Source organism: Candidatus Bathyarchaeia archaeon (genome assembly GCA_035935655.1).
Taxonomy (GTDB): Archaea; Thermoproteota; Bathyarchaeia; order 40CM-2-53-6; family 40CM-2-53-6; genus 40CM-2-53-6.
Map to the genome: position 1 here is coordinate 1 of DASYWW010000058.1, position 26,048 is coordinate 26,048.

At 53.2% G+C, this 26,048-nt stretch carries 31 protein-coding genes; 20 read left to right on the forward strand and 11 right to left on the reverse strand.

Annotated elements, in window-relative coordinates:
- The first annotated feature begins 84 nt into the window (after positions 1 to 84).
- A complete protein-coding gene (locus tag VGS11_10710; GenBank protein ID HEV2120554.1) occupies positions 85 to 459 on the forward strand; it encodes a hypothetical protein in 375 nt (124 codons plus the stop codon).
- Entirely contained in the window at positions 456 to 1,217 is a 762-nt protein-coding gene (locus VGS11_10715) for a hypothetical protein (GenBank protein ID HEV2120555.1), read from the forward strand. Before VGS11_10710 ends, VGS11_10715 begins: the two co-directional genes overlap by 4 nt.
- Before the next feature lie 142 nt (positions 1,218 to 1,359).
- On the opposite strand, the gene VGS11_10720 is transcribed toward VGS11_10715, so the two are convergent.
- Entirely contained in the window at positions 1,360 to 1,518 is a 159-nt protein-coding gene (locus VGS11_10720; GenBank protein HEV2120556.1) for a hypothetical protein, read from the reverse strand.
- A 761-nt stretch (positions 1,519 to 2,279) separates the two neighbouring features.
- Between VGS11_10720 and VGS11_10725 the strand changes: the two genes are divergently transcribed.
- Genes VGS11_10725 through VGS11_10735 form a run of 3 tightly spaced genes read left to right on the forward strand, consistent with a single transcriptional unit; the run spans position 2,280 to position 4,277 of the window.
- The gene (locus VGS11_10725; protein ID HEV2120557.1) at positions 2,280 to 2,618 is read left to right on the forward strand and encodes a hypothetical protein; all 339 of its coding nucleotides are present in this window, start codon (positions 2,280 to 2,282) and stop codon (positions 2,616 to 2,618) included.
- A gap of 2 nt (positions 2,619 to 2,620) precedes the next feature.
- Positions 2,621 to 2,743, forward strand: coding sequence for a hypothetical protein (locus VGS11_10730; protein ID HEV2120558.1), 123 nt, complete (start codon positions 2,621 to 2,623; stop codon positions 2,741 to 2,743).
- 31 nt (positions 2,744 to 2,774) lie between these two features.
- Positions 2,775 to 4,277, forward strand: coding sequence for a hypothetical protein (locus tag VGS11_10735; GenBank protein HEV2120559.1), 1,503 nt, complete (start codon positions 2,775 to 2,777; stop codon positions 4,275 to 4,277).
- Here the strand turns inward: VGS11_10735 and VGS11_10740 are convergent.
- The 9 genes from VGS11_10740 to VGS11_10780 all read right to left on the reverse strand — a co-directional run bounded on the left by VGS11_10740 (position 4,269) and on the right by VGS11_10780 (position 11,865).
- Positions 4,269 to 5,258 carry a GIY-YIG nuclease family protein gene (locus tag VGS11_10740; GenBank protein ID HEV2120560.1) on the reverse strand — a complete coding sequence of 330 codons (990 nt, stop codon included), beginning with the start codon at positions 5,256 to 5,258 and terminating at the stop codon, positions 4,269 to 4,271. The genes VGS11_10735 and VGS11_10740 overlap by 9 nt on opposite strands.
- A 231-nt stretch (positions 5,259 to 5,489) precedes the next feature.
- Positions 5,490 to 6,284: a recombinase family protein gene (locus tag VGS11_10745; protein ID HEV2120561.1), complete on the reverse strand. Its 795-nt coding sequence runs from the start codon at positions 6,282 to 6,284 to the stop codon at positions 5,490 to 5,492.
- Positions 6,285 to 6,624: 340 nt separating this feature from the next.
- Entirely contained in the window at positions 6,625 to 7,893 is a 1,269-nt protein-coding gene (locus VGS11_10750; GenBank protein ID HEV2120562.1) for a hypothetical protein, read from the reverse strand.
- Positions 7,894 to 7,896: 3 nt separating this feature from the next.
- Positions 7,897 to 8,490, reverse strand: coding sequence for a hypothetical protein (locus tag VGS11_10755; GenBank protein ID HEV2120563.1), 594 nt, complete (start codon positions 8,488 to 8,490; stop codon positions 7,897 to 7,899).
- A 69-nt stretch (positions 8,491 to 8,559) separates the two neighbouring features.
- Positions 8,560 to 9,399 carry a hypothetical protein gene (locus VGS11_10760; GenBank protein HEV2120564.1) on the reverse strand — a complete coding sequence of 280 codons (840 nt, stop codon included), beginning with the start codon at positions 9,397 to 9,399 and terminating at the stop codon, positions 8,560 to 8,562.
- Positions 9,396 to 10,112, reverse strand: a complete 717-nt coding sequence (locus tag VGS11_10765; protein ID HEV2120565.1) for a hypothetical protein — start codon at positions 10,110 to 10,112, stop codon at positions 9,396 to 9,398. The genes VGS11_10760 and VGS11_10765 overlap by 4 nt, the downstream gene beginning before the upstream one ends.
- Positions 10,113 to 10,256: 144 nt before the next feature.
- On the reverse strand, positions 10,257 to 10,610 hold the full coding sequence (locus tag VGS11_10770) for a hypothetical protein (protein HEV2120566.1): 354 nt from the start codon (positions 10,608 to 10,610) through the stop codon (positions 10,257 to 10,259).
- A 162-nt stretch (positions 10,611 to 10,772) separates the two neighbouring features.
- On the reverse strand, positions 10,773 to 11,522 hold the full coding sequence (locus VGS11_10775; GenBank protein ID HEV2120567.1) for a hypothetical protein: 750 nt from the start codon (positions 11,520 to 11,522) through the stop codon (positions 10,773 to 10,775).
- Positions 11,515 to 11,865 (reverse strand): hypothetical protein, encoded by a 351-nt coding sequence (locus VGS11_10780; protein ID HEV2120568.1) that lies wholly within the window; start codon positions 11,863 to 11,865, stop codon positions 11,515 to 11,517. Before VGS11_10780 ends, VGS11_10775 begins: the two co-directional genes overlap by 8 nt.
- A 325-nt stretch (positions 11,866 to 12,190) precedes the next feature.
- Between VGS11_10780 and VGS11_10785 the strand changes: the two genes are divergently transcribed.
- From VGS11_10785 to VGS11_10845, 13 genes are all read left to right on the forward strand, one after another.
- Positions 12,191 to 13,411 carry a hypothetical protein gene (locus VGS11_10785; GenBank protein HEV2120569.1) on the forward strand — a complete coding sequence of 407 codons (1,221 nt, stop codon included), beginning with the start codon at positions 12,191 to 12,193 and terminating at the stop codon, positions 13,409 to 13,411.
- Between the two features lie 93 nt (positions 13,412 to 13,504).
- Complete coding sequence (locus VGS11_10790) at positions 13,505 to 15,454, forward strand: carboxypeptidase-like regulatory domain-containing protein (GenBank protein ID HEV2120570.1); 1,950 nt, start codon at positions 13,505 to 13,507, stop codon at positions 15,452 to 15,454.
- Positions 15,451 to 16,182: a hypothetical protein gene (locus VGS11_10795; GenBank protein HEV2120571.1), complete on the forward strand. Its 732-nt coding sequence runs from the start codon at positions 15,451 to 15,453 to the stop codon at positions 16,180 to 16,182. Before VGS11_10790 ends, VGS11_10795 begins: the two co-directional genes overlap by 4 nt.
- Positions 16,183 to 16,404 carry a hypothetical protein gene (locus VGS11_10800; protein ID HEV2120572.1) on the forward strand — a complete coding sequence of 74 codons (222 nt, stop codon included), beginning with the start codon at positions 16,183 to 16,185 and terminating at the stop codon, positions 16,402 to 16,404.
- A gap of 427 nt (positions 16,405 to 16,831) precedes the next feature.
- Positions 16,832 to 17,179 carry a hypothetical protein gene (locus tag VGS11_10805; protein HEV2120573.1) on the forward strand — a complete coding sequence of 116 codons (348 nt, stop codon included), beginning with the start codon at positions 16,832 to 16,834 and terminating at the stop codon, positions 17,177 to 17,179.
- Between the two features lie 261 nt (positions 17,180 to 17,440).
- Positions 17,441 to 18,034: a CPBP family intramembrane glutamic endopeptidase gene (locus tag VGS11_10810; protein HEV2120574.1), complete on the forward strand. Its 594-nt coding sequence runs from the start codon at positions 17,441 to 17,443 to the stop codon at positions 18,032 to 18,034.
- Positions 18,035 to 18,072: 38 nt separating this feature from the next.
- Positions 18,073 to 18,609: a hypothetical protein gene (locus tag VGS11_10815; protein HEV2120575.1), complete on the forward strand. Its 537-nt coding sequence runs from the start codon at positions 18,073 to 18,075 to the stop codon at positions 18,607 to 18,609.
- On the forward strand, positions 18,606 to 19,058 hold the full coding sequence (locus VGS11_10820; protein ID HEV2120576.1) for a hypothetical protein: 453 nt from the start codon (positions 18,606 to 18,608) through the stop codon (positions 19,056 to 19,058). The genes VGS11_10815 and VGS11_10820 overlap by 4 nt, the downstream gene beginning before the upstream one ends.
- Before the next feature lies 1 nt (position 19,059).
- Positions 19,060 to 19,455 carry a hypothetical protein gene (locus VGS11_10825; protein ID HEV2120577.1) on the forward strand — a complete coding sequence of 132 codons (396 nt, stop codon included), beginning with the start codon at positions 19,060 to 19,062 and terminating at the stop codon, positions 19,453 to 19,455.
- Between the two features lie 450 nt (positions 19,456 to 19,905).
- Entirely contained in the window at positions 19,906 to 20,898 is a 993-nt protein-coding gene (locus VGS11_10830; GenBank protein HEV2120578.1) for a hypothetical protein, read from the forward strand.
- Positions 20,899 to 20,907: 9 nt separating this feature from the next.
- Positions 20,908 to 21,279, forward strand: coding sequence for a hypothetical protein (locus VGS11_10835; protein HEV2120579.1), 372 nt, complete (start codon positions 20,908 to 20,910; stop codon positions 21,277 to 21,279).
- Between the two features lie 196 nt (positions 21,280 to 21,475).
- A complete protein-coding gene (locus tag VGS11_10840; GenBank protein HEV2120580.1) occupies positions 21,476 to 23,617 on the forward strand; it encodes a hypothetical protein in 2,142 nt (713 codons plus the stop codon).
- Entirely contained in the window at positions 23,614 to 24,009 is a 396-nt protein-coding gene (locus VGS11_10845; protein HEV2120581.1) for a hypothetical protein, read from the forward strand. Before VGS11_10840 ends, VGS11_10845 begins: the two co-directional genes overlap by 4 nt.
- Before the next feature lie 16 nt (positions 24,010 to 24,025).
- Here VGS11_10845 and VGS11_10850 read toward each other — a convergent pair whose 3' ends face one another.
- Positions 24,026 to 24,385, reverse strand: coding sequence for a VRR-NUC domain-containing protein (locus VGS11_10850; protein HEV2120582.1), 360 nt, complete (start codon positions 24,383 to 24,385; stop codon positions 24,026 to 24,028).
- A gap of 214 nt (positions 24,386 to 24,599) precedes the next feature.
- Here VGS11_10850 and VGS11_10855 point away from each other — a divergent pair, with 214 nt between their 5' ends.
- Together VGS11_10855 and VGS11_10860 are read left to right on the forward strand one after the other, a co-directional pair.
- Positions 24,600 to 25,547: a hypothetical protein gene (locus tag VGS11_10855; protein ID HEV2120583.1), complete on the forward strand. Its 948-nt coding sequence runs from the start codon at positions 24,600 to 24,602 to the stop codon at positions 25,545 to 25,547.
- Complete coding sequence (locus VGS11_10860) at positions 25,486 to 25,941, forward strand: hypothetical protein (protein ID HEV2120584.1); 456 nt, start codon at positions 25,486 to 25,488, stop codon at positions 25,939 to 25,941. Before VGS11_10855 ends, VGS11_10860 begins: the two co-directional genes overlap by 62 nt.
- The last annotated feature ends 107 nt before the right edge of the window (positions 25,942 to 26,048 follow it).

The following is a 26,048-nucleotide window of genomic DNA, read 5'->3' on the forward strand; positions in this document are numbered from 1 at the left end:
TCGGAGGACAATGCTCGGACAAGACTGCCAATGCCCTGTCTATTGTGAACTGTGCAACATGCCTCCAATGGAAACTCCGAAGCTATGACCAACGACAGGAACCGACTCGCGAAGAAACAACGAGAGAATCTAATCAAGAAATTCGGAGGGAAGTGCGAAGGTTGCGGTGACGAGAAATGCTCAGAGCTCGAAGGCTTCGAATTCGCTCACGTCGACCTGACTCCAATCCACAGGCTGAAGCCTTGGCAAACTAATCACTCAGGACGGGGTCGAAAAGAGCGACTCGCAGACATTGGAAAATATCCGAGATCCTATCTGCTACTCAGAACTCCGTGCCACAGCAAACTCACCGAACTCGAACGAAAATTCAAGTCCCTCGCGGGATCCCGGGTGATCGCACTCAGGGCCCTTGCAATGACTTCCGACAAACTACAGCGTTTGGAGACTTGGATCCTGTGAAGATCCTGCACATCTTCAATCAGGGAGGAGTCTCGTCGACACTCGCCCCGATCATGGACGAAAACTGCGGGACTGTCAGCCGGGTCGTCACGCGAACAGCACTCAACAGGTTCCGTTTCCCCGCAGAGGAAATCGACAAGGGAGCATGGGGTTTCGTCCTCAATGCTGCGAAGATCGCACTGAAGGCAGACGTCGTGCACGTCAACGGAGGGATCCCGACTCATAACTTTCTGAAGAAGATCCTGTCTTGGAAGGATCATGTCATGCACTTCCACGGATCAGAGTCCCGGGGAAAGAAAATCGAGATAGACGGATCGCTGCAGCTCTATTCCTCTCCCGATATGATCTACTCCCTCCCCTCGAGTGCGATCTACCTCCCGAATCCCGTCGATCGGTCGATCTTCGCGCCTCAAGACATTCATGGAGAAGGAAAGGCCATGACTTTCAGCTACAATGCTTCAGACGTCGCCGAGGAGTTCGCAAGGCAGAGAGGTCTCGAGTTGACGGTGCTCGATCGGAGATACACTTGGAATCAGATCCCCGACCTGTTTAGTCATTTTGAATACTACATTGACTCGAAGAGAATGAAAGGCGAGCTAATCAAGGCGAGGAGCATGACCGCTCTGCAGGCACTCGCCTGCGGCCTGAAGGTGATCGAATGGGACGGATCAGTCTCGAGCTATTTTCCTGAAGAGCATGACGCCCTCCGAGTCGCTTTCAGACTCTACGATCTCTACAGGGGCTTCGGTCTCGCGTGAAGACTTCGACCAACGAGACCAATGACTATCTTAGAGTCCTTTGTGCGACATGCGGCCATGATCGAGGTCAACACTACGCACAGATCTTCCCTTCTAACATTGCTCTACCAATCGTCCTACAACACAGGCTCGGGAAGTGCCGCTATCCTTCATGCAACTGCAAACGATTCGTCGCATTGAGAAGAGCCTCAACGGAGAACGCTCCTCCTTGAGTTTCCACTTCTGCGTCGATCACCTGATTAGAGCCAAGATCCCCAACGATCCCCGGGACGTCTTTGTCTGTGTCGTCTGTAGATCTCAATGGGTCGCAATCAAGGGAGAATACCGGAGATTAAAGTCGTGAGTCCCTATAATCGTGCAGGAAACCCTCGTTGCAATTCCGAGATCTGTCGGGAGAAACACAAGTCTTGGAGTGACTACTACAAGAAGTTCCACTATTGGACTCCCGAAATGATAAGGGCCTACGTCCGACTCGAGAAGTCAGATCCGAAGTCAGCCCGGGCAACTAAGAGAAGAGTTTGGATCCCGATTGGTTGGTTCTGTGAGAAGTGCAATACCTTCGAGCCTGAAGTAAATTTCAGACGGACGGAAGACTACAGGCATGTCGTAGTCCAGGAAGGTCAAAGGCTGTTGTAGACGTCGACGTATCATATACCACTTCGGAGATCCCCGGAGAAATCCTGTTGCCCTGTCGCGGTATACCATGAGCAGGGAGCCTGTTTTGGGAAATCTTCCCCTGCTTATGGTAGGCCATTGGCAGCTCTTCAAAAATTGCGTTAGTGGGAGGGGAGCTCCCTCGGTGATCATGCCGGGAGAGCTGCCTCCGACGTCAACGGATCCCTCTCGTGTGATCGTATTAAGCAGAGCTGCCAATGGTATACCGCAAAACTCCGATCGACGCTGCAATTATTACAACCAAATTACGAAACGATTCTGAATCCATCCCCGGGCTCCATCCCTTAGATCCAGAGCTCGCTCGGGAGATCTACCTCAATCTGGATTCTGAATCACGAGCTGCTGCGGCTCCCTGACAGGTGGAAAGATCTTGCCCAACTCCTCCCTGTGGGCACCGCAACGATCCTCTCCCTCGTCATTGCTCTCTCCTTCGTCGGGGTCGCTGTTGCAGCGTCCTCGATTGGAGGAAGTTCAGGTGTCAGCATTTCAGTCAAGAGCGCGGGCCTCATTACGGCTGCGACTTGGACTGCTCCAACTGCCGGGACGTGCACAGGCGTCCCCGGATCTTCTTTCACCTGTTCCGGAGTAGTCTTCAATAACGGAGATCAAGACTTCCTACAACTCACAGTCAAGAATAACCTCGCGTCTTCCTCGGCGACCTTCGTGCCTCAGGCCCCTGTAATTACGGAGTCTGTGCCATGCCATATGAAGGGTGGAAGACGGTAGCTGTGCGAGATGAGGTCTATGCGAAGCTGAAGAAGAAAGCCGACAAGGAGCATCGGAGCATAACCAACATGGCCGAAGTCATCCTGTTAGAAGCAACTGAGAAGGACGCGTCGCGGCAGACTTAAATCGACGATTCCTTAGGCATCGTCGGAGAGAATGACGACCGTAGAGCCTCAGTCCCTCGTTCTCAAGGCTCTGGAAGAGGCAGGGTCGATAGGGATGGCGCCTCGGCAAATCGGCATTAAAGTTGGCCTCCCAACGCAGGAAGTCCAAGTGCTCCTCGACAGGACGAAAGAAAAGGGCACCGCCTCCATGATTGGGAGGAACCTCTGGATACTTTCGAAGAATGCCGACATCGGCCTTCAATTCGGATTCAAGACCTCCGATTCTTACCTGAAGGAGTTCGAAAGACAGTTCAAGACAAAGCTCGTTAGATATGGCGGCAAAATCACGTTCACCGAGAACGGAGACAAGAGGATACACGGTTGGTCTCCCTGTGTCCAAGGATTCTCTTCTAGCTTTGTAAGTCAATTCCTGAAGCAGTTCGGACTCGGCAAGGAGTCTTGGGTCGCCGACCAATATGTCGGGTCGGGGACGGTCGCAGTCTGTGCCAAGATGAAGGGCATCAACTCCATCGGCCTCGACCTCAATCCCCTGATGACCTTCATGGCGAAGAGCAAGCTCGCATGGGAGACAGACATCGAGCATCTTTTCGACAGCGGAATCGAACTTCTTGCCAGGGTCAGGGACACCGAACCATCGAAGGACTTGCCCTTCCTTACCGAGACGGAGAGGCAGTTCGACCCACCCATCCTGAAGAACCTCCTCAAGATGAGGGCCGCGCTGTCAAAACTCCCAGAGGGCAAGACTACGCGGATGCTCTGGTTCGCCTTCGGAAGCATCTTGGTTGACTCCAGTCGATTGTGGCGAGCCCCTGGTCTCGGATATACGACCAAGCACCTCCCGCCGAATGCCCCTCAGATATTCTTCTCTGCGAAGCTCAAGCAAATGGTGGAGGACTTGCATTACGTCCAGGCATTCAGAGAGAGATGGGGAGAGACGAAGATACTCACAGCCGACGCTCGGACATATGAGTTCGAGCCTAACAGTATGGACGCTTCGATTCAGTCTCCTCCGTATTCGAATGGCATCGATTACGTCATCAACTACAAGATAGAAGCGGCATGGCTGAACATCTTGAATTCGTATGAGGATATGGCGAAGTTGAGAGACAAAATGGTCGTTTGCGACAACGTTTCGAGAGGAGTGATAGAGGAGTTCCGCTCAGAGAAGGGGCGCGTCGAGGATGAATGGCTGACCGAGATAGTCGCCACCATAGGGGCGAACCTCGAAAGAAAGAAGATTGCGCGAAGGCCCGACATGCATCAGGTCATTCGGAAGTATTTCGAAGACCTTTATCCGTCGCTCGAACAGGTTCATCGAGGCCTTAAGAAGAAAGCGCCTCTGGTCATGGTTCTGGGTGATTCTCTGATTTCAGGCGTCTATATCCCTACCGACATGATAGTCGCTCGGATGGCTAAGAAGGTCGGATTCAGGCTTCAGGCCTTCGAACTGGCTCGGCGCAGACGGTCGGGCCAATGGAGGGATTTCATTCTTCGCGAGACTATTCTCGTGTTGGCGAAAGAGAACTCAGCTTAGACGATACTTGTTGAGGTCGAGTGTTTTGAAATCAGATACATTCCAGAGCTTCTCATTTACCAAGTCGGCGTAAAGGTCGATTGCCTCCTTGCCTGGCTCAATAGGCCACAACTTACCACCTAACCAATTTTTCAGGTCTTGAGCTGGAATCAGATAGCCTCTACCTCTTGAGATAATCAGACCACCCTTACCAGAAAAGAGGGCCTCTCTCGGTTTCGTCCTGAGGGAGAAGTGCCATCCTTTCTCTGATTTGCGGGGTTTACTGCCTGGCCTTCTGAAGTAGGTCTCCTTGTCGACCACCCATTGGTCTCGACTGACCTTGGAGACTGCGAGGTTCCTCTTTGTGAGGAGGGTCTTGACGTTGTCTTCGTTAATCTCATCGGTCGGAACTTGCTTCTTAGAAATTTGGCGAGCGATTCCAAGTTTCGAGAGAACGAAGATTAGTTCGTTGTCGAGTTGAGTCGCGATAGTCTCGACAGAGGCAGTCATCTTCGGTGGGTCTTCCTGCTTGTTTACTGGTTGGAGGATTCCGCCTTCCTTCAAATGACTGATAGTCGCTTTTTCCAGATATAATCGCAAAGTTGTGTCAGTAAAGATAGACTGGTAGTAGCTCCGCCCATCGCCGATGACGGCAATATCAGTCCAAGGCTTCGGCAATTCCTTGGGGTCTTTCTGAGTGTGGTCTCGAAGGCGTTTCCTCAGGTCGCTTGATTCTCCGACATATGCCTTTGGCTCGCCTTCGACAGTCAGGACGTAGAGTCCGGGGTGGGTCAGTTCGCCAGCGAAGTCCTTACCGTTGATTTGGCCCAACGAAGAACGTGGGAATCGCCAAATCCGCAGTTGGCCGAGCTTTGTCCTTGACCTTGTTATGCTATCGGTATCGGGAGGGTCGTCTTCCCAGCCGTAGCCGTCCACAATGCGGACGGCATGGTTGTGGCGTAACAAGGCGATTGGGTATCTTAAGAATGAAATCCTGAGCATCCAAGGAATAGCCGCGTGGGGGTATTAACAAGCCACCAACCAAGTTTAGACAGTCCGAAGGATTACCACTTCCAACCGTCAACTGGACAGAACCCACAGGTCTATTCATAACTTCAGGCACAACTCCTGCATCCGTAACTCTAACCGCAGGCTCTTCGACAACTGTTACCTATGTGTTCAACGTCGCAGCCGGAGCGACGGCAGAGAGCGGGATCTCAATCAGCGTTTCGATTAGCGGCCCATAGTGGCCGCTTCCTCCTTTTTCTGACCACCCTCTCCAAACTTCCTTACGTTAGACAAGAGGGCCCAAGCCTGACGCGACGTCAGTTCGGGGAGCAGCTTCCTCAGGTTCCGAGGCTTCGCCTTCTTGAAGTTCCGGATCATATCGAGGGCAGCTCTCCCATTGTCGTCGAGCTGCAGAACTCCGTGGACTTGACAAGAGTGTGGATCGTGACCAAGTCTCAGGCAGTCCTTGGCATTGTGATCGATCCTGTAGCCGAGGGGAATCGTCCCTGAGTGTCTGCTCTTCTCCCGGGCAGTCGCGAGCCCTTCCATCGTCCTCTGCTTGGTCATGGCTGCCTCCCTCTCCGCAGCCCACGCAAGGATCAGGATCAGGAGCGATCGCATTGACCTGTCCTCAACTTGAAGAAATGCCTCCTTCGGGGACGTCGAAACGATCGGACACTTCTCCTCGAGCTGCTTGATTATTTCGAGGATCTCCCACAGGTTGCGACCGAGCCTCGAGATCTCGTAGACCACAACATGAGTCGGGGCATTTCCGTCCCCGAGCATGCCTTCAAGTGTTTCGTAGAGATCCCTGAATCCTTCCCTCTGCAGGGGAGGCACCTTCACTCCGGAGACGTCCTTGTCGACGAACCAATCGACGACTTCGATCCCATGCTCCTTCGCATACCTCGTGATCTGTAGCCGTTGGTTGTCTTCGTCCTGCTTCCTCGTCGACACTCGGAGGTAGGCAAAAGCAATCGGACTCGCGAGCTCCTCCTCCTGTGCGATCTGCTCGATCACTTCGTCACTCAATGCAACCACGTCGATAGCCAAACTCCGAGCTCATAGATCCCGACGAGCTCCACAACAAGGAGACCCCCAAGGATCGCGAAGATCTTCCATGTTTTCAATGCGACCCTCCGCAGCACTCGCAGCCCGCACGAATACATTCGGCCACGGTCGCGCAGATACACACCTCGCAGCCACAGCTCCGAAGAAGTTTTGCCTCGGGAAAATTCCCCAAACGGACGTTTGGCGAATTTCCTGCGGCACCTTCGGCCAAACCAAGGTGCCTATACATTATCAGACTGCTCCGAGGTGGAGGAGGGGGTATATGGTCTAACCTTAGCTTGGTTGGCTGTCATTGACCCGTAGCCTGCGGATAGAGCGGCCCCTGCCCTTGTCCGGGCCCCGTCATGTGTGTCGCAACCTCACAGGAGCATTGCCCCCGAAGGTGATACTTGACCTTCTGCCATGACATAGGAATTCCCTCGTTGCTCATTAGATATGCGACGTCTTTGTAGCTGCGTCCTTCTCCATGCAGTTCGATCATTCTTCTGTGGAGATCATTGTTGGACGGGAGATACTTGGCGTCTCCCCACGGATCTCTTTCCACGGCTCCTCCTTCCTTGGGCCTCAGGGTGACGACGATGTTATGGTTCCTTAGGGGAGACTCTCCCTTGGGGACGTGCCAAGGTATGTCTGCGTAGGTGCCCCGGGCTACTCCGTTCTTGTAGGTGAGGAGAATGAATTCGTCAATCGGAGTGTTGCGAACCAACCAATCGTGCATGCCGAAGAGCCTCGGCTTGAAGAGGAAATCGAGCTCGTCAGGGATTGGCATTGATCCGAATCCCTTGATGTATCTGTAGTCGGTCAGCGACCTCACCGAAGCTGCCAAGTCCGTGAATCTCTGCGTGTCGATCAGAGCTGCAACCTTCGAGTGATAGCGTTGGTTGTGGAGCTTCCTGAAATTCCTCATTGCTCCCTGCTCGTCTCTCGAGATCCCCGCTTCCATCTGTGAGATGATCACGTTCCAAGCCTCGCGAATTATGAAGGAGATTATCCTCTGCTTGGGCCCTCCCTCTCTCTTCTTCACGAGCTGGAAGATTCTCGCGAGTGCCGCATAGTAACGGTTCTCCCACTTGTCGTCGTCGAGGGGCCCGTAGAAGGCCCTGTCCGTGACGATCATTTTGTAGTCCTTCGCCTTCTCGAGTGTGAACTCGCCGATCGGCATGACCTGATCCCAACCGTCGACCTTGACCTCATTGCCTACTACAAAGAGCAGGCTGTCCCTGACGTCGGGATCGTCGAGGTGAGCCGTCGATTCCGAATCGTTCTCAGCTCCGAAAGCGTCTATCCCCTGTGCATTGGCTCTCCTCTGAAACATCTTCCACAGCCTGATCAGCAGTCTTGATTTCCCTGTGTCCGTAGTCCCGAAAATGAAGCTCGACTCTGCCCTCAGGAATGTCGGCTTCCACTTGGGCCCCTGTTTCCAACTTGTTATGAAATAGCCGTCGTCGAGGTGGAGTGCCATTGGGTTCTCACGCGGAAGAGCTGTGGGCCTCGAGGAGCTGCGCTCGAGCCTGTCAAGCATTGAGTCGATATTTGCGAACCGGAGATCCTGTGCCAAGTCCTACCCTGCGTTCTTTTGCAGGAGGTTCTTAAGCTCAGGGTCGATCTGTTCTCCTCCCCCGGGTAGGAGCTGCGGAGGATTGTGGAGAGCTGCGACGAATTGAGGACTGTGAAAATCAGGGCCGAACGTGACGTCGACGACATCCTTTCCCCAAGGGATCACCCAACGCTCGCCGAATCTCGTAACCATGTCCTCGACTTCATAGAGAGGAAGCTGCAACGGATCCCAAGTCCTTCCACGTTGCCTTCTCTTCCTCAGATAGTCGAGGGCTCCTGCATACCAATATCTGTGTGCCATTTTGTGAAAGTTGGATCGATAGCTCTGAATCCATTGGTCGGTGCGGGCCTCAGCAATCGTCGAGAGCCTCCCCTCGAGATTGACGAGTTCTCCGATCCTCCATTCGATCGGGCGCGTATAGTCGTTGATGTAGAGATAAGAGTCTTCGACAAACTCCATGACCTTGATATTGGTCAGATTGTTTGACAGGGTGAGGTAGAGCTTCTTGGTGATTATCCGTTCCTGCTCGTCCTGAGCAGCTCGCAGGACTCTCGAGAGGCTTCGCTGCGCGAGATTGCCTTCACGCGCTTCGCTCATTGAAATCCTTCCCGGGATCGGCCACGACTTCGTTATTCAATCGGAATAGCCAAGAATCGTCTACTGCTTTCATTGGGCTCCCCCGGGCCTGATCCTGCTTCTGCGTCTCTGTTGGAGCCAATAGTAGAGAAAGATCGATCCAAACACGCCGACGATCGCCCCAATGATCAGGAGATTCCTCGGCTCCGAAGCTCCATTGAGGATATACTGAAGATTCTGAGGTTGGAAGATTCCTTCGCCAATGACCACGATCGCTGTTATTGCGAGTGCGATCAGAGCGAGCTTTTCTACGATCGGAATCCACGTCGATTTGCCCCGCTTGGTGTGATCGAGCACCCACTTCTCGTCGATCAGGGAAGCGAATCCGAGGAAATATTCATAGCCCAAGTTGCCGAGATATTGGATCTCTGTCAGCAGCCCGAGAGTGTGTGCCTGCTGATCGGCGCGAGTGCGTGAAGCGGAGACCGACCTCGCAGTCTCCCTTGAAAGTGCCGCTCCCTGAGTTTCCCAAGCAGCTCTCTCTCGGAGTGTCTTGAATCGCGGGCCCCCGGGGATCACGGGCATATCGGCTGCATTGCCTCCTCCCGTAGTCGCTTGGTTCTCTTCGATCCGATCGAGTCTTGACTGCATGTCTTCGAAACCTTGTCGGACGTCCTTCAGCATGTAGTAGACGTCCTTCTCGCTGAATCCTTCCTTCTCGTCGTCAGAGGTCATTCTTTGCGGTCTTGACCGAGGAGCCGAGGCTGCTGCGGCCTCAGGAGCTGGAGAGGGAGGAGGATCTTGAGCAGGAGAAGCTGCTGCGGCTTTAGATCCGGGGGGATTTGGAGGAGGAACCGAGGGAGCTGCTGCGACCTGTCTATTGGTTTTCGGAATGGGCCTCCCCTTCTGATCCGTTGTCTGACCACTCATTTCTTCTTCGACCTCGCAGGTTTGTCGGACTTGGAGAGAATTGGGAGAGCCGCAGCCTCTTCTTCCGGAGTAGGCAGTGCCTCCGTCTCCTCAAGCCGTTTAACAGATTTGACCCACGCCTTGATTCCTCCCTCGTGATAGGCTGTAGAGGAATACATGTCGAAGTCACCCTTCCTTGTCAGGATCACTTCGAAGACAGGATAAGGCTTTGACCCTTCTCCTTCTTCGTTGTAGTATTCGGTGATCGTCGGAAGAAGGTTGGCTTCGTCAGCGTGAGGGTGATAGAAGGGGACTCCTCGCTTGGCTACGATCGCGCCCGTGGTCAGATCAAAGCGGTCTCGGAAGAAGAGATCATATTGCAGGTGAACCGTCCAAACTGCGGAGACGCCGAGATCTGCGAGCTCGGTGAAAAGATCCGAGAAGTCCTTCGGCTCCGTAAGGTAGAGTGCCATGTCGTGTCTTGGTATGAAATCTCCTGCCGCGATCCCGTGTCTGTGGTGCCCGCGCAGATCGAACGTATCTCCTCTGTCTTCTTCAAACTCATTGTCGGGATTGTAATTGAGCGGGGTCTCGTGGTATTTCCCTCCGTGAAAAGGAAGATCCACAGGCTCGTCTCTCTGAGCAATGTGAGCTGAAATATAGTTGTCGGCTCTCGCAAGGTAGGGCTGAATGAAGACCCCTGCGATCAGCAGCGCGAAGACTCCGACAATCAATGCGATAATGACGGGGATCTGGATCGCCGGGTCGAGATAGATCTTGTCGAGGACTGCCGCGATTATTATGAAAACGACAGCCGGGATGATGTAGAGGACTCCCCGGTTCCTGTGCCACCGCCCACCAAATCTCTAAGGTAGAGCTCATTTGGTGGCGATCGCCTCCTGCTCGGGCATCACTCCCACGAGCTGATTCCCACGATGATTGAGAGTTCTGAGCTCCCAATAGATTTCCTCTTCGCGGGGTCTCACGATACTCGGATGCGAGTCGTGAGTTCTTGGTTTCTTGATTGCGAGCCACTCCAACAGAAGATCAGCTTGTCTCTTCTTTATGACAAGTCGAGGCCCAATAAATTCAAGGACTCTCTGTGCTTCTATCTGAGAGTAAATGACGACATGATGAACAGGCTTCCGATTGTTGCCTGTTTGATAGTTGTGAGTGTAATTGTGTTTATCTCCAAATCCAAGAATCCGCAGACAATTCTGAATGAAGACCATATTTGTATTCGAGATTCTGACATGCGGAGCATATTGCCAAAATTCGAGACCAGGTCTCCGCGAATCTTTTCGTCTATATCTTCCGAGGAAAATGCAGCCTTCCGAATCTATGGTTCCTGCAAGCCAACCCAAATCAAATTCCGAAACGAGAGTGCTCGACAACTACTTCGCCTCCATGAAGTAGGTCTCGATCATTGTCTGTGCGAAATCCTCAGGGGGAAGACTATCGAAGAGAGTGTCAAGCTCGTAGGAGTGCGTCCTGATATGTGCGAGCAGCTCGAACCAACCTGTTCTGTTTGAAGTGGTGACGTAGGGACAGAGTTTGCATTTGATCGTCCCCATAACAGGAGGAGCCGAGGGAGTTGCACCCTCAGAACCCGGCCCGCTCGTCGTTGACTGAGCGGTCGTGGCAGTCTGAGACCCGGGCCCCGTCTCTGACTTGGCTCCGGGCTCTCGTGTTGTCAGCTTGGTCTTCAGTCTTGCTAATCGCGATCTGAATCCTGTTGTTGCCTTGGCCTCAGTTTCCGGTCGTATGGATTCAACCGGACGGTGCGATCGATAATACATGATCACCAATCTCACCGTCAAGACTTCGGCCAAGACAACCATGATTCCGACAAAGGTGAATCTGTATCCCGTCAAAGTCCCGGGGTAGGTAATGATCCAATAGATCGCGCTGTAGATCTGAAACTCTGACGACGCGGGAACGAGAGGTGCGAGAACCAATGCAGCAATCGAGAGGACTGCAGCAACAGGGACGACGAGGATCACGATCAGGAATTTCCGAAGTCCCTGAGTCTCTCTGAGAGTGTGGGGGTGCTTCATCTCAGCCTTGTCCTTGTTGCTTCTCATTGTCGGCATACCCAAAGGTTGCTGACGTCCGTCCTTGGGGTGATCTTCTTTCTTAGCCATAGACTCTCGATTCCTTGTTAGCGGTCTTTGTTGACTCTTCGAGTTCATGCCTTGTCTCCACGATCTTCTCAAGCACGGGTGCCCGCTTCGGTATGATCCATACTTCGGCGTCATGAGCGATCAGCCCCTCCGTCACCATTTCAGCGATCATGTCAGGATTTGTGATCCCAATGACCTTGGTCGATCCATCGTCGAAGGGAAGCAGCTCTCTCCCGTCCTTCAGGTATACCCTCCGTTTCGAACCTTCGAAATAGATACTCGCAATATCGAATCGGTAGGAGAGATCCTCCCACCTGTCATTGGCTTTCTTCCAAGTCTCGCGGAGCTTCTCAATTAATTTCACGTCCGAATACCTCTCAATCTGCTTTCGCCCTTTTCCATGCAGCCTTATCCCTTCAGACATATTCTTCTTCTTATGACATGATTCGCAGAGGACTTGAATATTCGAAATCTCATGCTTCCCTCCACTCTGCAATGCGATTTTATGGTCGAAATTGAAAGGGCCTTCCACAGTCCCACAGTCGACGCATTTCCTTCCAAAGAGACTGAATAGGAGATCAGCATTAGATCCTCGCTTGGCAGAATCCGTCCCATTTAGCACCCCAATCCGGGCGCTCCTTGAGCCCAACCATGTTATAAGAACAATCCTCACAGGTCACGACTAACGCATGTCGAAAAAGCTCTCTGAAATCAGAGACTCAAGTCCGAATAGCATCTTCACAGGAAGACATTCACCAATCGTTCACAAGCGCAGGGCAATATCTCTCGGTGCCGTAGTCCTCGGTCTCGTGATCGTGGTCGCCGCGGTAGCCGTGATCTTCATTGAACTGCCTCCACCCAAGCAGGTAACAATCAATCTCCCCGGAGGATCTACTACGTCGAGCACGACCGGAGTCGCCGCAGCTTGCACAGGTCTATCCGCCTCAGTCATAACCCTCAACTTCGCAGATGGCCTCGCAGGAGGTTCCTCAACTCCAACCACAGTCAAGATCGTCCCTGACGCCGGGGTCGTAGTCGGAGGTCAACCTGCTTCGGGGAAGACAGCTCTTGAAACTGTAACAATCTCCTCAGGAACCGGAAACACAGCCAACCAATATCCGTGCGGAGCAGGACTCAGCGTCTACGAAGTTCTCTCCGGATCGGAGACGATGTATTGGCACACAATCGCGCCGGGTGCGACTCCGTCACAAATCCAAGGCAAAAACTTCCCTGCACTCAACCTGCTCACCTTCGCAGCCCCGACTTTGAAATTCCTCGTCCTTGACGACGCAGGCAACTCCTACACGTCAGGAACTTCGATTGCCAATTTCAGCGCGAAGACAGGCAACACAGCTAACAACTTTTGGCTCAACGAAGCAACAATCACATTCACGGTCACAATCACCAACACAGTCGCCAACTCAGGATTCGCCTCGAGCTACGATCCGATCAACCTTCAGAATTGGTGCTCGGGCCTTCTAATGAAGGAGAACGGAACCACAACCAATACTGTCGGAGTTACAGGCTTCCCAACCTCGGGAGGAGCACTCACAGTAGGGTCGACGCGCTATTGGCAGGCAACGATCCCTGATGGATTCTCCTCAGGCGTCGCGAACCCAATCCTTTCCGGATCCTTCGCCAACACAGGCTTCACGACTAACTGCGCTTCATACAGCGCAGGGAGCGGAGGACTGTCAAGTCAGAAGCAGGCAGGATCCAACACGGGAGGTGTCTGGACATTCAAGTTCAGCGTGTCCAAGGGCTCAATGGCCCACGGCAACACGCTTGTCCTGACTCCTTCAGCCTTCGAATACTACGACCCGGCTTACGCACTCTCCAACTCTGCGAGCGGTGGAACTACTGCCGCTCAATACGCATCGGCCTTCTTCCACCTGAAGATCGGCGCATAGTCACACATGAAGCCCCGGGTCGTCGCTCGGACTCGGAACCCGGGCCCCCTCCATTTTGAGAGAGCTCGCGAAGTGCGTTAGGAAATTCCCAAATTGCCAAGTAGCAGAGGGCCGAGTCAGGTTCTCGTTATTATCGGTGCGCTCATGCTTGTTGTCGGAGGAGTCGGTGCGATCTTCGCTCAATCGACGATCCCCGTTGCTTCGAATCCGTTGACCGTGGACTGCTCCTCGGGATCATATTGCCTTGTCCAATATCTTGTGACCAACGTCGCGGCCACGAGCAACAATCAACCGACTTCCTACCAAGTCGACTTCTGCACTTACGCGAACGCTGCCAACGGGCGCGTGACAGCTCCGAGCTTTTCTAACTGCTACCAACAGTTCAACGGCAACCCTGTCTACTATGACGAAACCCTCTACACCGGAACTCTCGCAGTCGGTCAGCAGCAGGTTCTCTCTTTCCAGATCCCACTTCGAGACAACCTTGGCAACGTCCTTCTTCCAATGGGGAACTACTTTGAGACCGCATGTCTACAAGACTCATACACGTCGACAGGAAATAACTGCGGGGTCACAGGCAACGTCATAACATTCAACCAAGGGACGGCAATCACTTCTACGACCATTGCCACGACCGGGCCTCAGCCTTTCCTGATCTACTACGGGCCACAATTCTCCAATCTGCAGGTGGGTCCCTCGGGATCGAACGTCCAAGCATGCACCAACGGAGGGAGCTGCCCGCAGGGAGCCAACACATACCAAGCGAGTTGGAACGTGGGGACTCAGCTCTCAATCACAGTCAGCTTCTCTTCGGCCTTCTACAACGCAAACGCCTGCATTGTGGGGACAAGCTCCTGTCAGACGATCACTTCCGGTCAGGCATTCACGATCACGACCACGGCTCCGGGCAGCAATGGAGTCCCCGGAACCTTGATCCTTCAAGCACAGGCGAGTCAGACTCCTCCGATCACGATCGTCCCGCAAAGCGCAGGAGTCGTAGGTTCTTGGAGCCCCTCCTCAGCGCAGACGATCAATCCGTCGCCGACCTCTCCGACGTCCGTGACTTTCAAGTTCACGAGCAACCAAGGCTATTCTTGCTCGGGATCTTGGATCCTTTATTCTCCCGGGAGCAACCAATATTTCACTTCAGGATTGGGATCTGTCCAAGGAGTGACCTTCCAATACTCACAGCTTCAGCAGTATATCGCGAACAACGGCTACACGTTCTACCTCTACTCGGGAAGCCAATCTGACACAGGCTGCCACGTCCCTCTTCATTTGCTGAAGCTGACAGGAATCGGACAGGGAGGACTCGCGAGCTACACATGCACGTCCTTCGATCCTACAATAAATTCGCAGAACACCTACGTCTGTCCTGCGAGCTCGACCTTCGCGAGTGGATCGGTCACAGTCACAGCCAATCCCTCAGCAGGCTACGGCTATCCTGTCACTTACACGACCAATGGGATCGTAGGATCTCCGATCGGAGGAGCGACTTCGACCACTCCTGCAGGAGTCAACGCAGGGCTGACCCTCAACATGAATCAGAACTACACGATCAGCGCGTCCTTCACTTTGGGAGGACAGTCGATCGGAGGATCTCTGAGCGGCTCGTGCACTCTGAGTCCCTCGACTAACGGGGGCATGGCAGTCACGGTCTTCGATCTCAAGACGGGGAAACCGATCTCCGGAGCGACCGTCGTCCTTGATCCGGGGAACGGTGCGAGCCAACTGACAGGGACGACGAACGGGGCAGGTCAAGTCATTCTGTGCAACTTCCCCGTCCCCACGGGAATCTTGGGGTATCTCGGGGCGAGCAATTCGGGAGCTGTGAAAATCACAGTCTCTCAGTCGGGCTACAGCACGTCGACCACCTCACCGATCGCTTACCAAGGAGTCACGACCTCCTACACCGTGACCCTGAATCCCTCGATCTTCGGAGGAGGACTTGCTCAGGCGATCCTCTTCGGAGTCGCAGCCGGGGGAGTAGTGGTTCTTGGACTCGCGTTTGTCCCCGGGATTGGAAGGCGAGCTTCGCATTGAAGCCGCATCATGTTTTCGGGACTCTGCTATGGATAGTCGCGATTGTGATCTTCATCTTTGGGAACGCAGCAGCTCTCGGTCTCCAATCGACTGTCCCATTGGGACAGCCCTTCTACTACACATGCACGGTGAGCTCGGCGACCAACATCGGAGTCTCGAACTGCTACATGTTTCTGATCGGGCCCGAGCCTGACGGCAGCTTCTATTCCGGAGCAGGGTTGTCATTCTATTCGACGATCTGCGTGACTCAGGCTTCACAATGGAATCCTTCGATAACTTGGGCTTACAGCCCCGGGAATACGACCGTAGGGATTGCACCCGCAGCACAGCATTACAAGACTCTGCCCTCACAGATCACCGTGCAATGGTCGATCTCAGTCACAGGGATCGCAGGATCGGGATCGGGTAGCGTGATCTTGAAGCCGACGCAAGGAACTAACAGCTTCAATCCGGGGAACTTCAACCCGGGCTTTCCAAACTGCGTGACCACGACAACGACAAGCAGCTCCAATGTAGTTGGAGGTAGCAGCACTTCGACGACGTCGACTTCATCGTCTTCAACGACTTTGACCTCGACTTCAGGAACTATCACAACGCAGAACGGAGGTGGAGTTGCGAGCTCCCCTCCTCCCCCAAGGGCCCCTTCGCTTGATCCGATTTCCACAGGGATCGCCGGGGCACTTGGAATCGCCGGGGTCGTCTTCTTCGTTCCGAGGAGAGTCCATTGATTGAAGGACATAAGTCCGATCACAACGGGAGGATTATTCCTGAGCGTAGTCAGTCTCACACTTCTTCTCCTCGGGTTTCAATTCTCTGCCCTGTCATTCTGCGCGGGATACATGCTGTTGGGCTTCTGCGTCGGACTGACTGTCAACTACACTTGGGTCGTTTGGACAGTCCTGTTGATCGTGGGAGCTTTCATAGTCGTCTTCTCGAGGCGACGGAGATAGTTGAGGGCTTGACATGAGGACAGATTCCATCCTGACCCGGTCTGTCTCTGCCAAAATTGCAGTTGTAACAAAGAAGTCTCAGCTCTTTCGGAAAACCATGCGATATCGCATACTGCCAAAGATCACTTCCGTGGTGTTGGATTCTCTTATTGGCTGGATCAGAATGGTCGAGCGTCAGGAAAGCGAGTTCATTCACTCCACAGCACGAACATCTCCCTGCATAAGCGAGGAGGATTTCGCGCCTCAATTTAGCCCGGTGTTTCGCTTCGTGGTTTTTGAAATAGTAAGGATGATTTCTACGATATTCTGCAACACGGGTTCTTGCTTTTTGTCTGCGTTGCTCATCAGCAATTACCACAGAGAAAATACAATTCCACGGTTATTTAGGTTTAACCTCATGGGGTTAAAAGGTAGGTGAAATGAGATCGTGCATAAGACAATAGCAGCCTATTCAGCGATTGGAGCTCTGCTAATCTCGGTCTTGACCTTGATCTTCCCGGCTGCTCTGTTGATCTTGCTCACGGGCCCTATCGGACTCGCTCTAACAGTCTTACTCTTCCTCGTCTCTTTCGTCGTCAATTTCGCCATTCTCTTCGCAATCGGTTGGATCGTAATCAAGATCCCGAAGAATGTCGCGATCGCTCTCGGAATCGTGCTGTTGGTAGTCGGCATAGTCCTGCTGCAACCTGAAGTCGACGTAATCGCTCTCTTCGAACTCTTCTTCATCTTCGCTCTACCGAAGAAAGCAACGGCTGGACTTCCGAAATTGAGGTAGGAGAATCTGAATTCTCCTCCCTTCCTTTTATTTAATCCAGAGACAGAGGACATTCTGCTCGAGCCTTTCGTCCTCCTGTGGAGACTTTCGCTCAGGGCAGCGTTATTCATTCTGAATGACATACCTGAGCAGCTCCTCTTTGACATTGGGGTAATCGGCTACAGGATCTTCGGGATCCGGGGACGGAGAACCTATGGAGCCATAATCAGGGCCGACCCCGTCTCCGATTGGATCTCTGTCTTCGGGATCGTCTTCTTCGTTATGACCCTGATCTTCGCAATCAACTTCGGCAACGTGATCCTCTCTGCAGCAGCAGGGGGAGTCGCGATCATGCAACTCGCAGGGGAGGCGATCAACAGAAAGGCAGGGCCCCCGATCAGGACAATAGCGAAGCCGAAGCTCGGGAGCATTGTCACCTACATTGTCCTCGACCTTGGTCTCTTCGCGGCTCTCGACATTGTAGGAGCCAACGCGCACTCTCTCCCCGGGCTCCCTCTCTCAGTCCTGACGAGTGGCAACCTGAATCAGATCTTGACCGTAGGAGCCCTGTTCACCGTTCAAATCGGGATCGCAGAGGAAGTCTTCTTCAGACTCGGACTCGCAAACTACGGGGCAAAATTTGGAGGGCCTCCTCTCGGGATCTTCACTTCCTTCGCAGCCTTCTCTCTCTTTCATGTCCCGGCTGACTACGCCAATCCTCTCCAAGTCCTGATAATCGGAACTGACGGTGCGGTCATGGCTTGGAGCGACTTCGACACAGCGTCAGTTCTCCCCTCACTCTTCGCGCACATAACTAACAATCTGATCTTCCTGCTCGTTGCTGCCGTGATCGGAGTGAAGGTGCTCGGACTCTGAGCACGAGACGAAAAAGTGGTCAGGCCCTTCTACTCGGCTTGTCCCTTGTTGTCGCAGGTGGAATATTCGCCTACAACGGTTCACTCCTCCAAGTCCTCGCAGGGACGGTGACTGCCATGTTGGGACTCTTCGTGGTGATCTTCTCCTTCGGCCCTCCGGGGCAGCACCTAATTCAGACGATTATTCGAGATCGTTGGCTAATATTTTTCCTGACTCTGATCCCTCTGATCGTGATCTTCATAGAATACGATCTGAGACAAGGAGGTTCCTTCGGGACTTTCAAGTTCGGAGGGATCGTCCTCGAGCATGAAGGCTTCGCAGTCGGCATGATCGGGGCAGCCACTTTCTTCAAGACGAGCCTCCTGAAGCACATTGTCATAGGAGTCGGATTTGCCTTCATCGTCAGCGAAGCCTACATCAATTTCCTCGTGGATTTCATCAATAATTCATTCGGAATAACGATCTCAGGGTTGCTCGGATTCCTTGTAACCTACACCTTCTTCCGGGCTGCCGGACTATTAGAGCGAAAGGAAAAAGGAGGAGTCCGAGACTATGTCGCGTCGGTGATCGAATGAGAATAAGCTCTCGCAGGGGATTCGCAGGAGGTTTGGGCGTGATCCTGATCGTCTTCGTGATCCTCTTCGTCGTGATTGTAGGCTTCTACCTCAACACCCCCAAGGCTCCAAGCGGATCGTCTTCTCCCATAGGCCCCAATTCTGCAAACGTCCAAATCACTTTCTATGGAATCTCGGCAAACAGCTACGGCTTCTCAGCGACGATCAGCCCGATTCTTGGGAACCTTCCTTCCCCAATAGTCTATGCGACCATAAAGGGAGTGGCAGGATCAATCGTGGCACAGGGGATATACAACTTCGGGTCAACAGTCGTTGCACAAGACACTCCAATTTCGGCGAATTGGAATACGGGAACTGTGGGAAGGGGAACCTACACTCTCGTCCTCTATGCTACAGATCAATCGGGAAACGCGATCTCCTCAATTACGAGTCAGACGGTGAGTTTCTGATTTGAATTTCAGAATTACCCCAACCAAGGCTCTCGTCATTGCCTTCGTCGTGACAGGGCTCGACTTTGTCTTCCATCTTTTCTTCACGTTCCCGATGGAGACTCTCTTCTACTTCGTCGCGAAGTTCTTGATCGGCTTCGCCGCAGCCTTCACTATACCGAGACTGAGGTTGATCTACGGTTCATTCTTCTTCGCGATCGCCTTCTCAGCGATCTACTATCCGATCGCCTACTACTCAGGGATCCCGGGTCTCACAGAATACACAGCGCAGCCGATCACGCTGATCGGGATACCCAACCCCATGATCTTCCTGATAGCGGAGTTTTTCGTCCATTGGTTTCTCTACTTCATCGGAGCCTTGGTTGTAGTGTTCACTCCGATCGGAGACAAACGGTGAGATCACCATTGAGATCAAAGATTGTCCATATTAACCACTTCCTGCTGTCCTTCGGTTCGTTGGGTTCCCATATCCCACTCTCCAAAAACGAATGGAATAAACATCTCCTCGAAAGATTTTGGTCGAAAGTCAGGAAGGATGATAGTGGCTGTTGGATTTGGACAGGTGCGAAATCATCATATGGATATGGTGTCTTAATCGGACATGCAGGTGAAAAATTAATTCTCGCCCACAGACTTTCCTATAGTCTTGCTAACGGTTCGATTCCTGATTGGATTCCGGGGGGATTCGAATTGGATCATCTTTGCCGGAACAGAATTTGTGTGAATCCGAATCATTTGGAACTCGTGAGTCAAAGGGAAAATCTCGCACGAGGAACTAATTGGATCGCGGAACGAATCCGACCCAAATCAGTAAATATCGAGCATGTGAGAGGAGTGACGCAGTAGCTTGTCCTTCAGAACTCGGAAGAAGGGATCGCAGGCTCAGAAGGGGAAGGTCTTTCCTGTCGACCAAACAGCTTTCGGGCCTCCCGAGCACCCGCAGCTCGCCAAGGAAGTCCATGCAGAGTCACAGGCCGACGCCCGGAGATCCGTCCAAGAACTCGAGAGAGACTTCAACTCGGCCAAGACCGACACAAAAAAGGAAGAGATCAGAAAGGCAACTCAGCTCGAAGCCAACAGACTTGACATTGGGGCCCACAATGCAAACAACTCGGTCGAAGCCCGGGAGTCGCTCGCAAAAAGGGCTATGATCTTCGAGGGTGCAGCGCAACGAATGAAACGAGATCTTCAGAAGAGGAGAGATCAGGAAGTCCACGCAGCACAAGCAAAGGTCGAAGGGAAAGCCTCGGATTCAGACGTCGAGATCCCCTACAATAGACTCAACGACGAAGGGACTACGATCCTCGGCGACCGCTTGGTAGTTTGGCACGGCAGAACCTATACGACCCGGGAAGATCTGAAGACGTTCCCCGACAAGATTCACCTGATCCCCGACAAGGGGACGAGACTCGGCCTGCCTCCTGCGAAGAGCGAATACGATCAGAAGGCCAACGGCTTCCTCGAGAAGAATGACATTTCCTACCGGACAAAGTATGTCGGAGACGAGCCCTTCCCCGGGGAACCAAACGGAGAGGAACATGCGACCTACATGGTCACGTTTTCAAAGCCCGGAGGAAAGAGAGTCTCCTACAGGTTCCATACTTCGCTCCAAGATACGCGAACGAAGACTCCCGACACAGGAGCTCCGACTCCTTACGACGTCCTCGCTGCGATCGAGAAGAATGATCCCGGGACGTTCGAGGACTTCGCAAGCGAATTTGGCTACGACACGGACAGCAGGAAAGCCGAGACGACCTATCGGGCTGTCACCAAGGAGTATCAGAAGACGTCCAACTTCTTCACCCCGCAGCAGCTTGAGGAAGCACAGGAGATCTCCTGAGTGTGGAAATTGAAACGTGGGGAGAGTGCAAAGAACACGGGATCGTCTTCCGCGATCCCGTTGAAGCAGCTCTCCATTGGTCGAGATTCCACGGGCAGGAATACAGGGCCGAAAGCCGTCCGATTGAAGGGATTCTCCCTTAGGATCGGCCTTGCTCTGCTGTGGAGACTCTACTACCTGTTCGCCCCACTTTTCCTGATCGTCCTCGTCGTCGACGTTGCCTACATTTGGATCGTCGCAATGCCCTCGGGGGCAATGCTCTACGTCAACAGATTCGGGGAAGGCCCACGGGAGCTCGCTGAGATCGTGTCGCCTCTTCCTTGGTTGATCGTAATGGTGAAAAAGATCCTGTGGAAGCTAATCGATGAAACCAAAGCATGAGAGGTCTTGAAGGTCTTTCTTTTATCGACGTAATAACATGGACAAGAATTGTGTCGACATGAATCACTTCATGCCGGGGCAAATAAAATATGTCAGCAAAATTTCTCACAAGTTTCGCATTGTCTCTATCATTTTTCTGATTTTAATCAGCGCCTTTTTAATTATCCCAATCACTAAAGTATATGCACAACCCACGGTGACGACGATACAGGCACGTTCTTCTGCCGGGACTGGGGCGTCTTTCACCCCGGCTTCGGGGACTTTCATCCTCGTCGCCGTTGAAGGAATGTTATGCACCTCAAATGGTTCTCCCGCAGGGTGTTCAGGGGTTGGAACCATTCAGGTGACGGATAGTCAATCAGATTCGTTCACGGCACAAGTTGCTAAACGGACATCAGCGACCGGATGCCTCAATTCGGGAGGCTCCTTCGATTGTTATTCGGCTCAATGGACGACCGTCCCAGCAGCATTTATTTCCATGACCATAACTGTCACAAATACCAACGTCGGAACATCAGGGGCAATCATCGGCTGGGAAGTGTATACAATCTCAGGCAATTCGGGAACGGCTCTTTGCACGGCCTCCGGTTCGGGGACGAGCGCGAGCACTTCGACTTCAACGACTTGCACGGGAGACAATAACGCAATGATCGGGGCGGCAGCTGAACCATCGGCGACAATAACAACGCCCGGAACTGGATATATAGCATACAATGCCATCGGGGGCGCTGAAGAAACAATACATTCGGTGACGATCTCAGGGTCGAGCAATTTCCCGATTACGATGTCCGGAGGCGGCGCAGGGAGCGGAACATGGTCTGAAGTGGGAGCGAGTTACGGTGCCTCGACAGTCACTCTTCCGGTTCAATGCTCAATGTCTTCAGGCCCAATCTTCGCTTTGCTGGCGTTATCAGGAGGAAGTCCTGCGCCAAACCCTTCAAGCGTCAGTTGTGACAATTCGACTCACAACATCGTAGTCTCAGCTACGACAACGATTACGGCGACCGATCCTGCAGCTTCAGCCGGAGTTAGGTATGAATTTCTCGGAAATGGCACGACCACGACGCAAGCAAGCTGCGGTTCAGGCACCTGTCCGACTTGGATAATCCACAATTATCAACAGTTCGAAGCAACCTATACTTTCAAAGCCTTGGCTCAAACCAATTTCGATCCGGGTCTCACCTTCCAGCTCTCAGTGATCCAACAAGGCAATGCGAACCTTGTAAGTGTGACCTCGATCGTCGCGCCCTCCTTCTCTCGAACGACTTGGTCAGATACGGGATCACAAGTGATCATCCTGTATTTGAATGGCGCACCAACAGGTTCCCAATGGTTTGATTCGCTCACCAACCGGACGATAGCAGGGCCTACGGCCCAACTCACCTACAAATTTCCGTTCTACAAACAATTCGTCCTCAACGGAGCAAGCAGCATTCTTCCGATCTTTAGAACTTCGGCGGGGGTGGCAGGCGTGATTACCACAAATGATTACTACGATTCTGGATCCATGATCGAAGTCCAAGGGATCAGGACGATCGATTATGCTTCACAGACTCGACCCTTCTACGCCTATCAACCCTGCACAGACGGGACTCAATTGATTACCAATACAACGGCAAGCGCAGTCTCCTGCGCCACGCCGGGACAGATCACTTGGATGTCGACGAAGACATATCTCCAATTCTTCGATCCCGGAGGAGCAACCATTACTGCAATCACAGACAACGGGATCGACAAATTGACGGCAGCGACCCAATCTTCTCTGTTCGGCGGGATTCTTTATGCGACATCAGGGTCTTCAAGTTGGGTGATCACTTGGGGGGCGACTTCGACACATACGACCCTCGGAGGAAACGGCTGTTATGGCATTTGCGACGGAAGATCTGTCTCGACGAACACGGGGCCTCTGGTAGTCTCAATTTCTTCTACCTCTTCAGGCACCGCCTCTGTGTCAATCACGGTCACGGGAAGCCAAACCTATCAGATTCCTCCGGGGAACTATTCAATAGGAATAGCCTGCGTCCTCAATCGGACGACCACGACGACTACACTCGTGACCACAGTCATACTGCACGTCAACGCGACCTCTTCACTCGCCTTCGACAATGGCTGCCACGCAACTTTGTCATTGACGGGGACTCCGATCCCCAACAATCTCCTGATCCTCGACTTCTTCCTGCTCTTTCTGCTATTCGTAATAATCGCACTTGTCGCCTCGAGAAAGAAACTGCAGAAGGCAGGCGACGCGCTCGCAGCCGACGTCAGTCGACCCACTCGGGACATTCACGTTGATCTTAGGAAGGATCCCGGGAACAGGAGGCGAAAGAGAAAGGATTGACAAGCCAAGGCTCGAGACTCGGCAGCTTCACCCGGACCTTAGTCCGTGTCTTGCTCGTGTCGACAGCCTTGACCGTTGTGATCGATCTCTTCTTCGTCCCGAATTACGCTTCTCCTCCATTGGTTCTGTTGGCGACGGTCTTCGGAACTCAGGTGGTGAGCATACTCGCGGCGACTTCGATCCTGAGGAATGTCCTCCACGGATTTCTCGCAGTCAAGTTCTCGTCTCCGATCCGGACGGTCATTGTTGCCTTTCTCTTCTCCCTGTGGATCGTCTTCATTCTGCAGCCTCTCAACAACATTGGACTGCTGTGGACTTTCGTCTCGATCATGATAATCGAGATCTTCGCCTACGGAGCGGTAGAAGCTATGATTCGGTTCGATAAGAAATAGCTGCAATTCTTCATCGTCATTCTGCAACCCTGTGCTCACGAGTCTGCCTCTTTTTTTGAGCCTTGCTCATTCTCTGTAGGGTCTCCTTTGAAAATCGACCCGTGTAGTGCTTCTTCTTGTGGTTCGGTCTTGGGATTCTCTCGACCTTGACTGCAATCCCCAATCTCTCGAGCTGCTGAATAGCTTCCCTCTGCTCAGGCTTAAGGGAGTCGTCTCCCCCCTTCACTTCGACGAGCATTATCTGAGGGACTCTCTCGCTGCTAACACGAATCACGCAGAATAGATCAGGGAACCCAAGATTGGTATTAAGGACAGTCCAGCCTTCAGATCTGAGCCTGTCTGCGACAGGATCTTCGAGTTTGGAGTTTCTCGGCAATTTGTAGCTCCCGTATAGCTCCCCCCTGCAAGAACACTTATAAGCACAATGATTCCTCCTTGGCCCTCATGGATTCAACCGCAAGACGTCAAATCGCGAAGGTTATGGATCTCATTGAGAGGCCCTTTTTTGTCTCTCTCAATCTGATCGGCAACGTGGAGATCGTTGCTTGGGAACCGGAATATCTCCGACTACTTGATGGAGTGCCTGCGGCATGAGCTCCGTCCAAGCAGTTCCCTTCCCAAAGCGCGAGATCCTCCTCGCAGCCGTCAAGTCCAAGCTACAGGAGTTCTCGGGCATGGTCGTCACCGTCAGGCAGCTCTACTATCGACTCGTGGCTGCCGGGGTGATCCCAAACAACTTCCGCAGCTACAAGAACCTCGGGGCAGCCTTGACCGCATGGAGAAGGAGCGGGGATATTTCCCTCGAAGCCTTCGAGGACAGGACTCGATCAATGGAATTCCATGATCAGGGCAACTCGGACGAGAACGCCGGGGATTGGATGAACTCCTACCTCAAAGCAGGGATTAGGGCAGCCCGGAACTTCGACCTGAAGAGGTGGCACAATCAGCCCTACAGGGTGATCGTGGCTGTGGAGAAACAGGCACTCGAAGGGCCCTTCGCTGAAGTCTGCAGGGAGCTCGACGTGGACTTGGCAGTCTGCAGGGGCTACCCAAGCCTGAGCTTCCTCAACGAGATCTCAGGGACGATCGGCAACGAGGACAATCGGACGAACGTGATCCTCTACTTCGGGGATCTCGACCCTTCGGGGCTCGACATACCGAGGGCGATCGAAGAGGATCTCACAGGCTTCTTCGGTCAGAAGCTCGAGTTCAAGCGTCCGGCCTTGACTCACGAGCAAGTCTCCGAAATGAACCTGATCCCGGCCCCTGTCAAAATGACTGACATGAGGGCAGCCGGGTTCATCGCGGAACATGGGACTGAGGTCTACGAGCTCGACGCGATCGAGCCGAGGACTCTGCAGCAGATCATACGCGACAACGTCGAAGCCTACTTCGACACCGAGATCGACGAGACAAGGCAGGACACGATCAAGGACGCCAAGACCAAGATCGAGAAGTGGCTGAAGGACTTGGACATTGAAGACTTCCTGCGGAAGATCAGCTCGCAGGACAAAGGCAACGGAGGTAACGACGAGTGATCTCGGAGCACCCGACGACGTCGGCAGGATCGAAAGGGAGAGGCTGACAATCCTTGATTGGCTTGCCGGGAAGTGGGTCGAGAAGGAGCTCTCCATGCTCTCGATCTCCCTCGGAGGATCTTGGGGAGTCGGCCTCTACACAGGCTACTACGCAATGCCCGGAGAGCCCTACGACATTCCCCTGTGGGTCGTGACCTACAAAATGAGGATCGTCGACGTCTTCCGCGACGACATTCCAAAACTCGAGGGAGAGCGGAGGAGGGAAATGAAGAGGGCCTTCGGCACCTACTACGCGATCACGCAGCAGGAAGGTCTCGCAGAATCCCTCAGGAGACAGGGGCTCGAAGCCAAGGTGCTGAGGAAATTCCCCGGAGAAAAGGAGTGGTCGGAGTGAACCTCCGATCAGCTCCCGAGTTCGCGGAGCAATTCATTACGAATGAGCCCGGGGAGGACGGGCCCGGGTCGCTCTACGACTTCGTGGTCAAGATCGGGAGGGGACAG

Excerpts from the sequence above, each read along its gene's own strand:
- VGS11_10740 (HEV2120560.1), bottom strand. The coding sequence starts at position 5,258 with ATGCTCAGGATTTCATTCTTAAGATACCCAATCGCCTTGTTACGCCAC.
- VGS11_10785 (HEV2120569.1), top strand. The coding sequence starts at position 12,191 with ATGTCGAAAAAGCTCTCTGAAATCAGAGACTCAAGTCCGAATAGCATC.
- VGS11_10760 (HEV2120564.1), bottom strand. The coding sequence starts at position 9,399 with ATGAGTGGTCAGACAACGGATCAGAAGGGGAGGCCCATTCCGAAAACC.
- VGS11_10735 (HEV2120559.1), top strand. The coding sequence starts at position 2,775 with ATGACGACCGTAGAGCCTCAGTCCCTCGTTCTCAAGGCTCTGGAAGAG.
- VGS11_10770 (HEV2120566.1), bottom strand. The coding sequence starts at position 10,610 with ATGGTCTTCATTCAGAATTGTCTGCGGATTCTTGGATTTGGAGATAAA.
- VGS11_10855 (HEV2120583.1), top strand. The coding sequence starts at position 24,600 with ATGAGCTCCGTCCAAGCAGTTCCCTTCCCAAAGCGCGAGATCCTCCTC.
- VGS11_10710 (HEV2120554.1), top strand. The coding sequence starts at position 85 with ATGACCAACGACAGGAACCGACTCGCGAAGAAACAACGAGAGAATCTA.
- VGS11_10775 (HEV2120567.1), bottom strand. The coding sequence starts at position 11,522 with ATGGCTAAGAAAGAAGATCACCCCAAGGACGGACGTCAGCAACCTTTG.
- VGS11_10820 (HEV2120576.1), top strand. The coding sequence starts at position 18,606 with ATGAGAATAAGCTCTCGCAGGGGATTCGCAGGAGGTTTGGGCGTGATC.
- VGS11_10755 (HEV2120563.1), bottom strand. The coding sequence starts at position 8,490 with ATGAGCGAAGCGCGTGAAGGCAATCTCGCGCAGCGAAGCCTCTCGAGA.
- VGS11_10810 (HEV2120574.1), top strand. The coding sequence starts at position 17,441 with ATGACCCTGATCTTCGCAATCAACTTCGGCAACGTGATCCTCTCTGCA.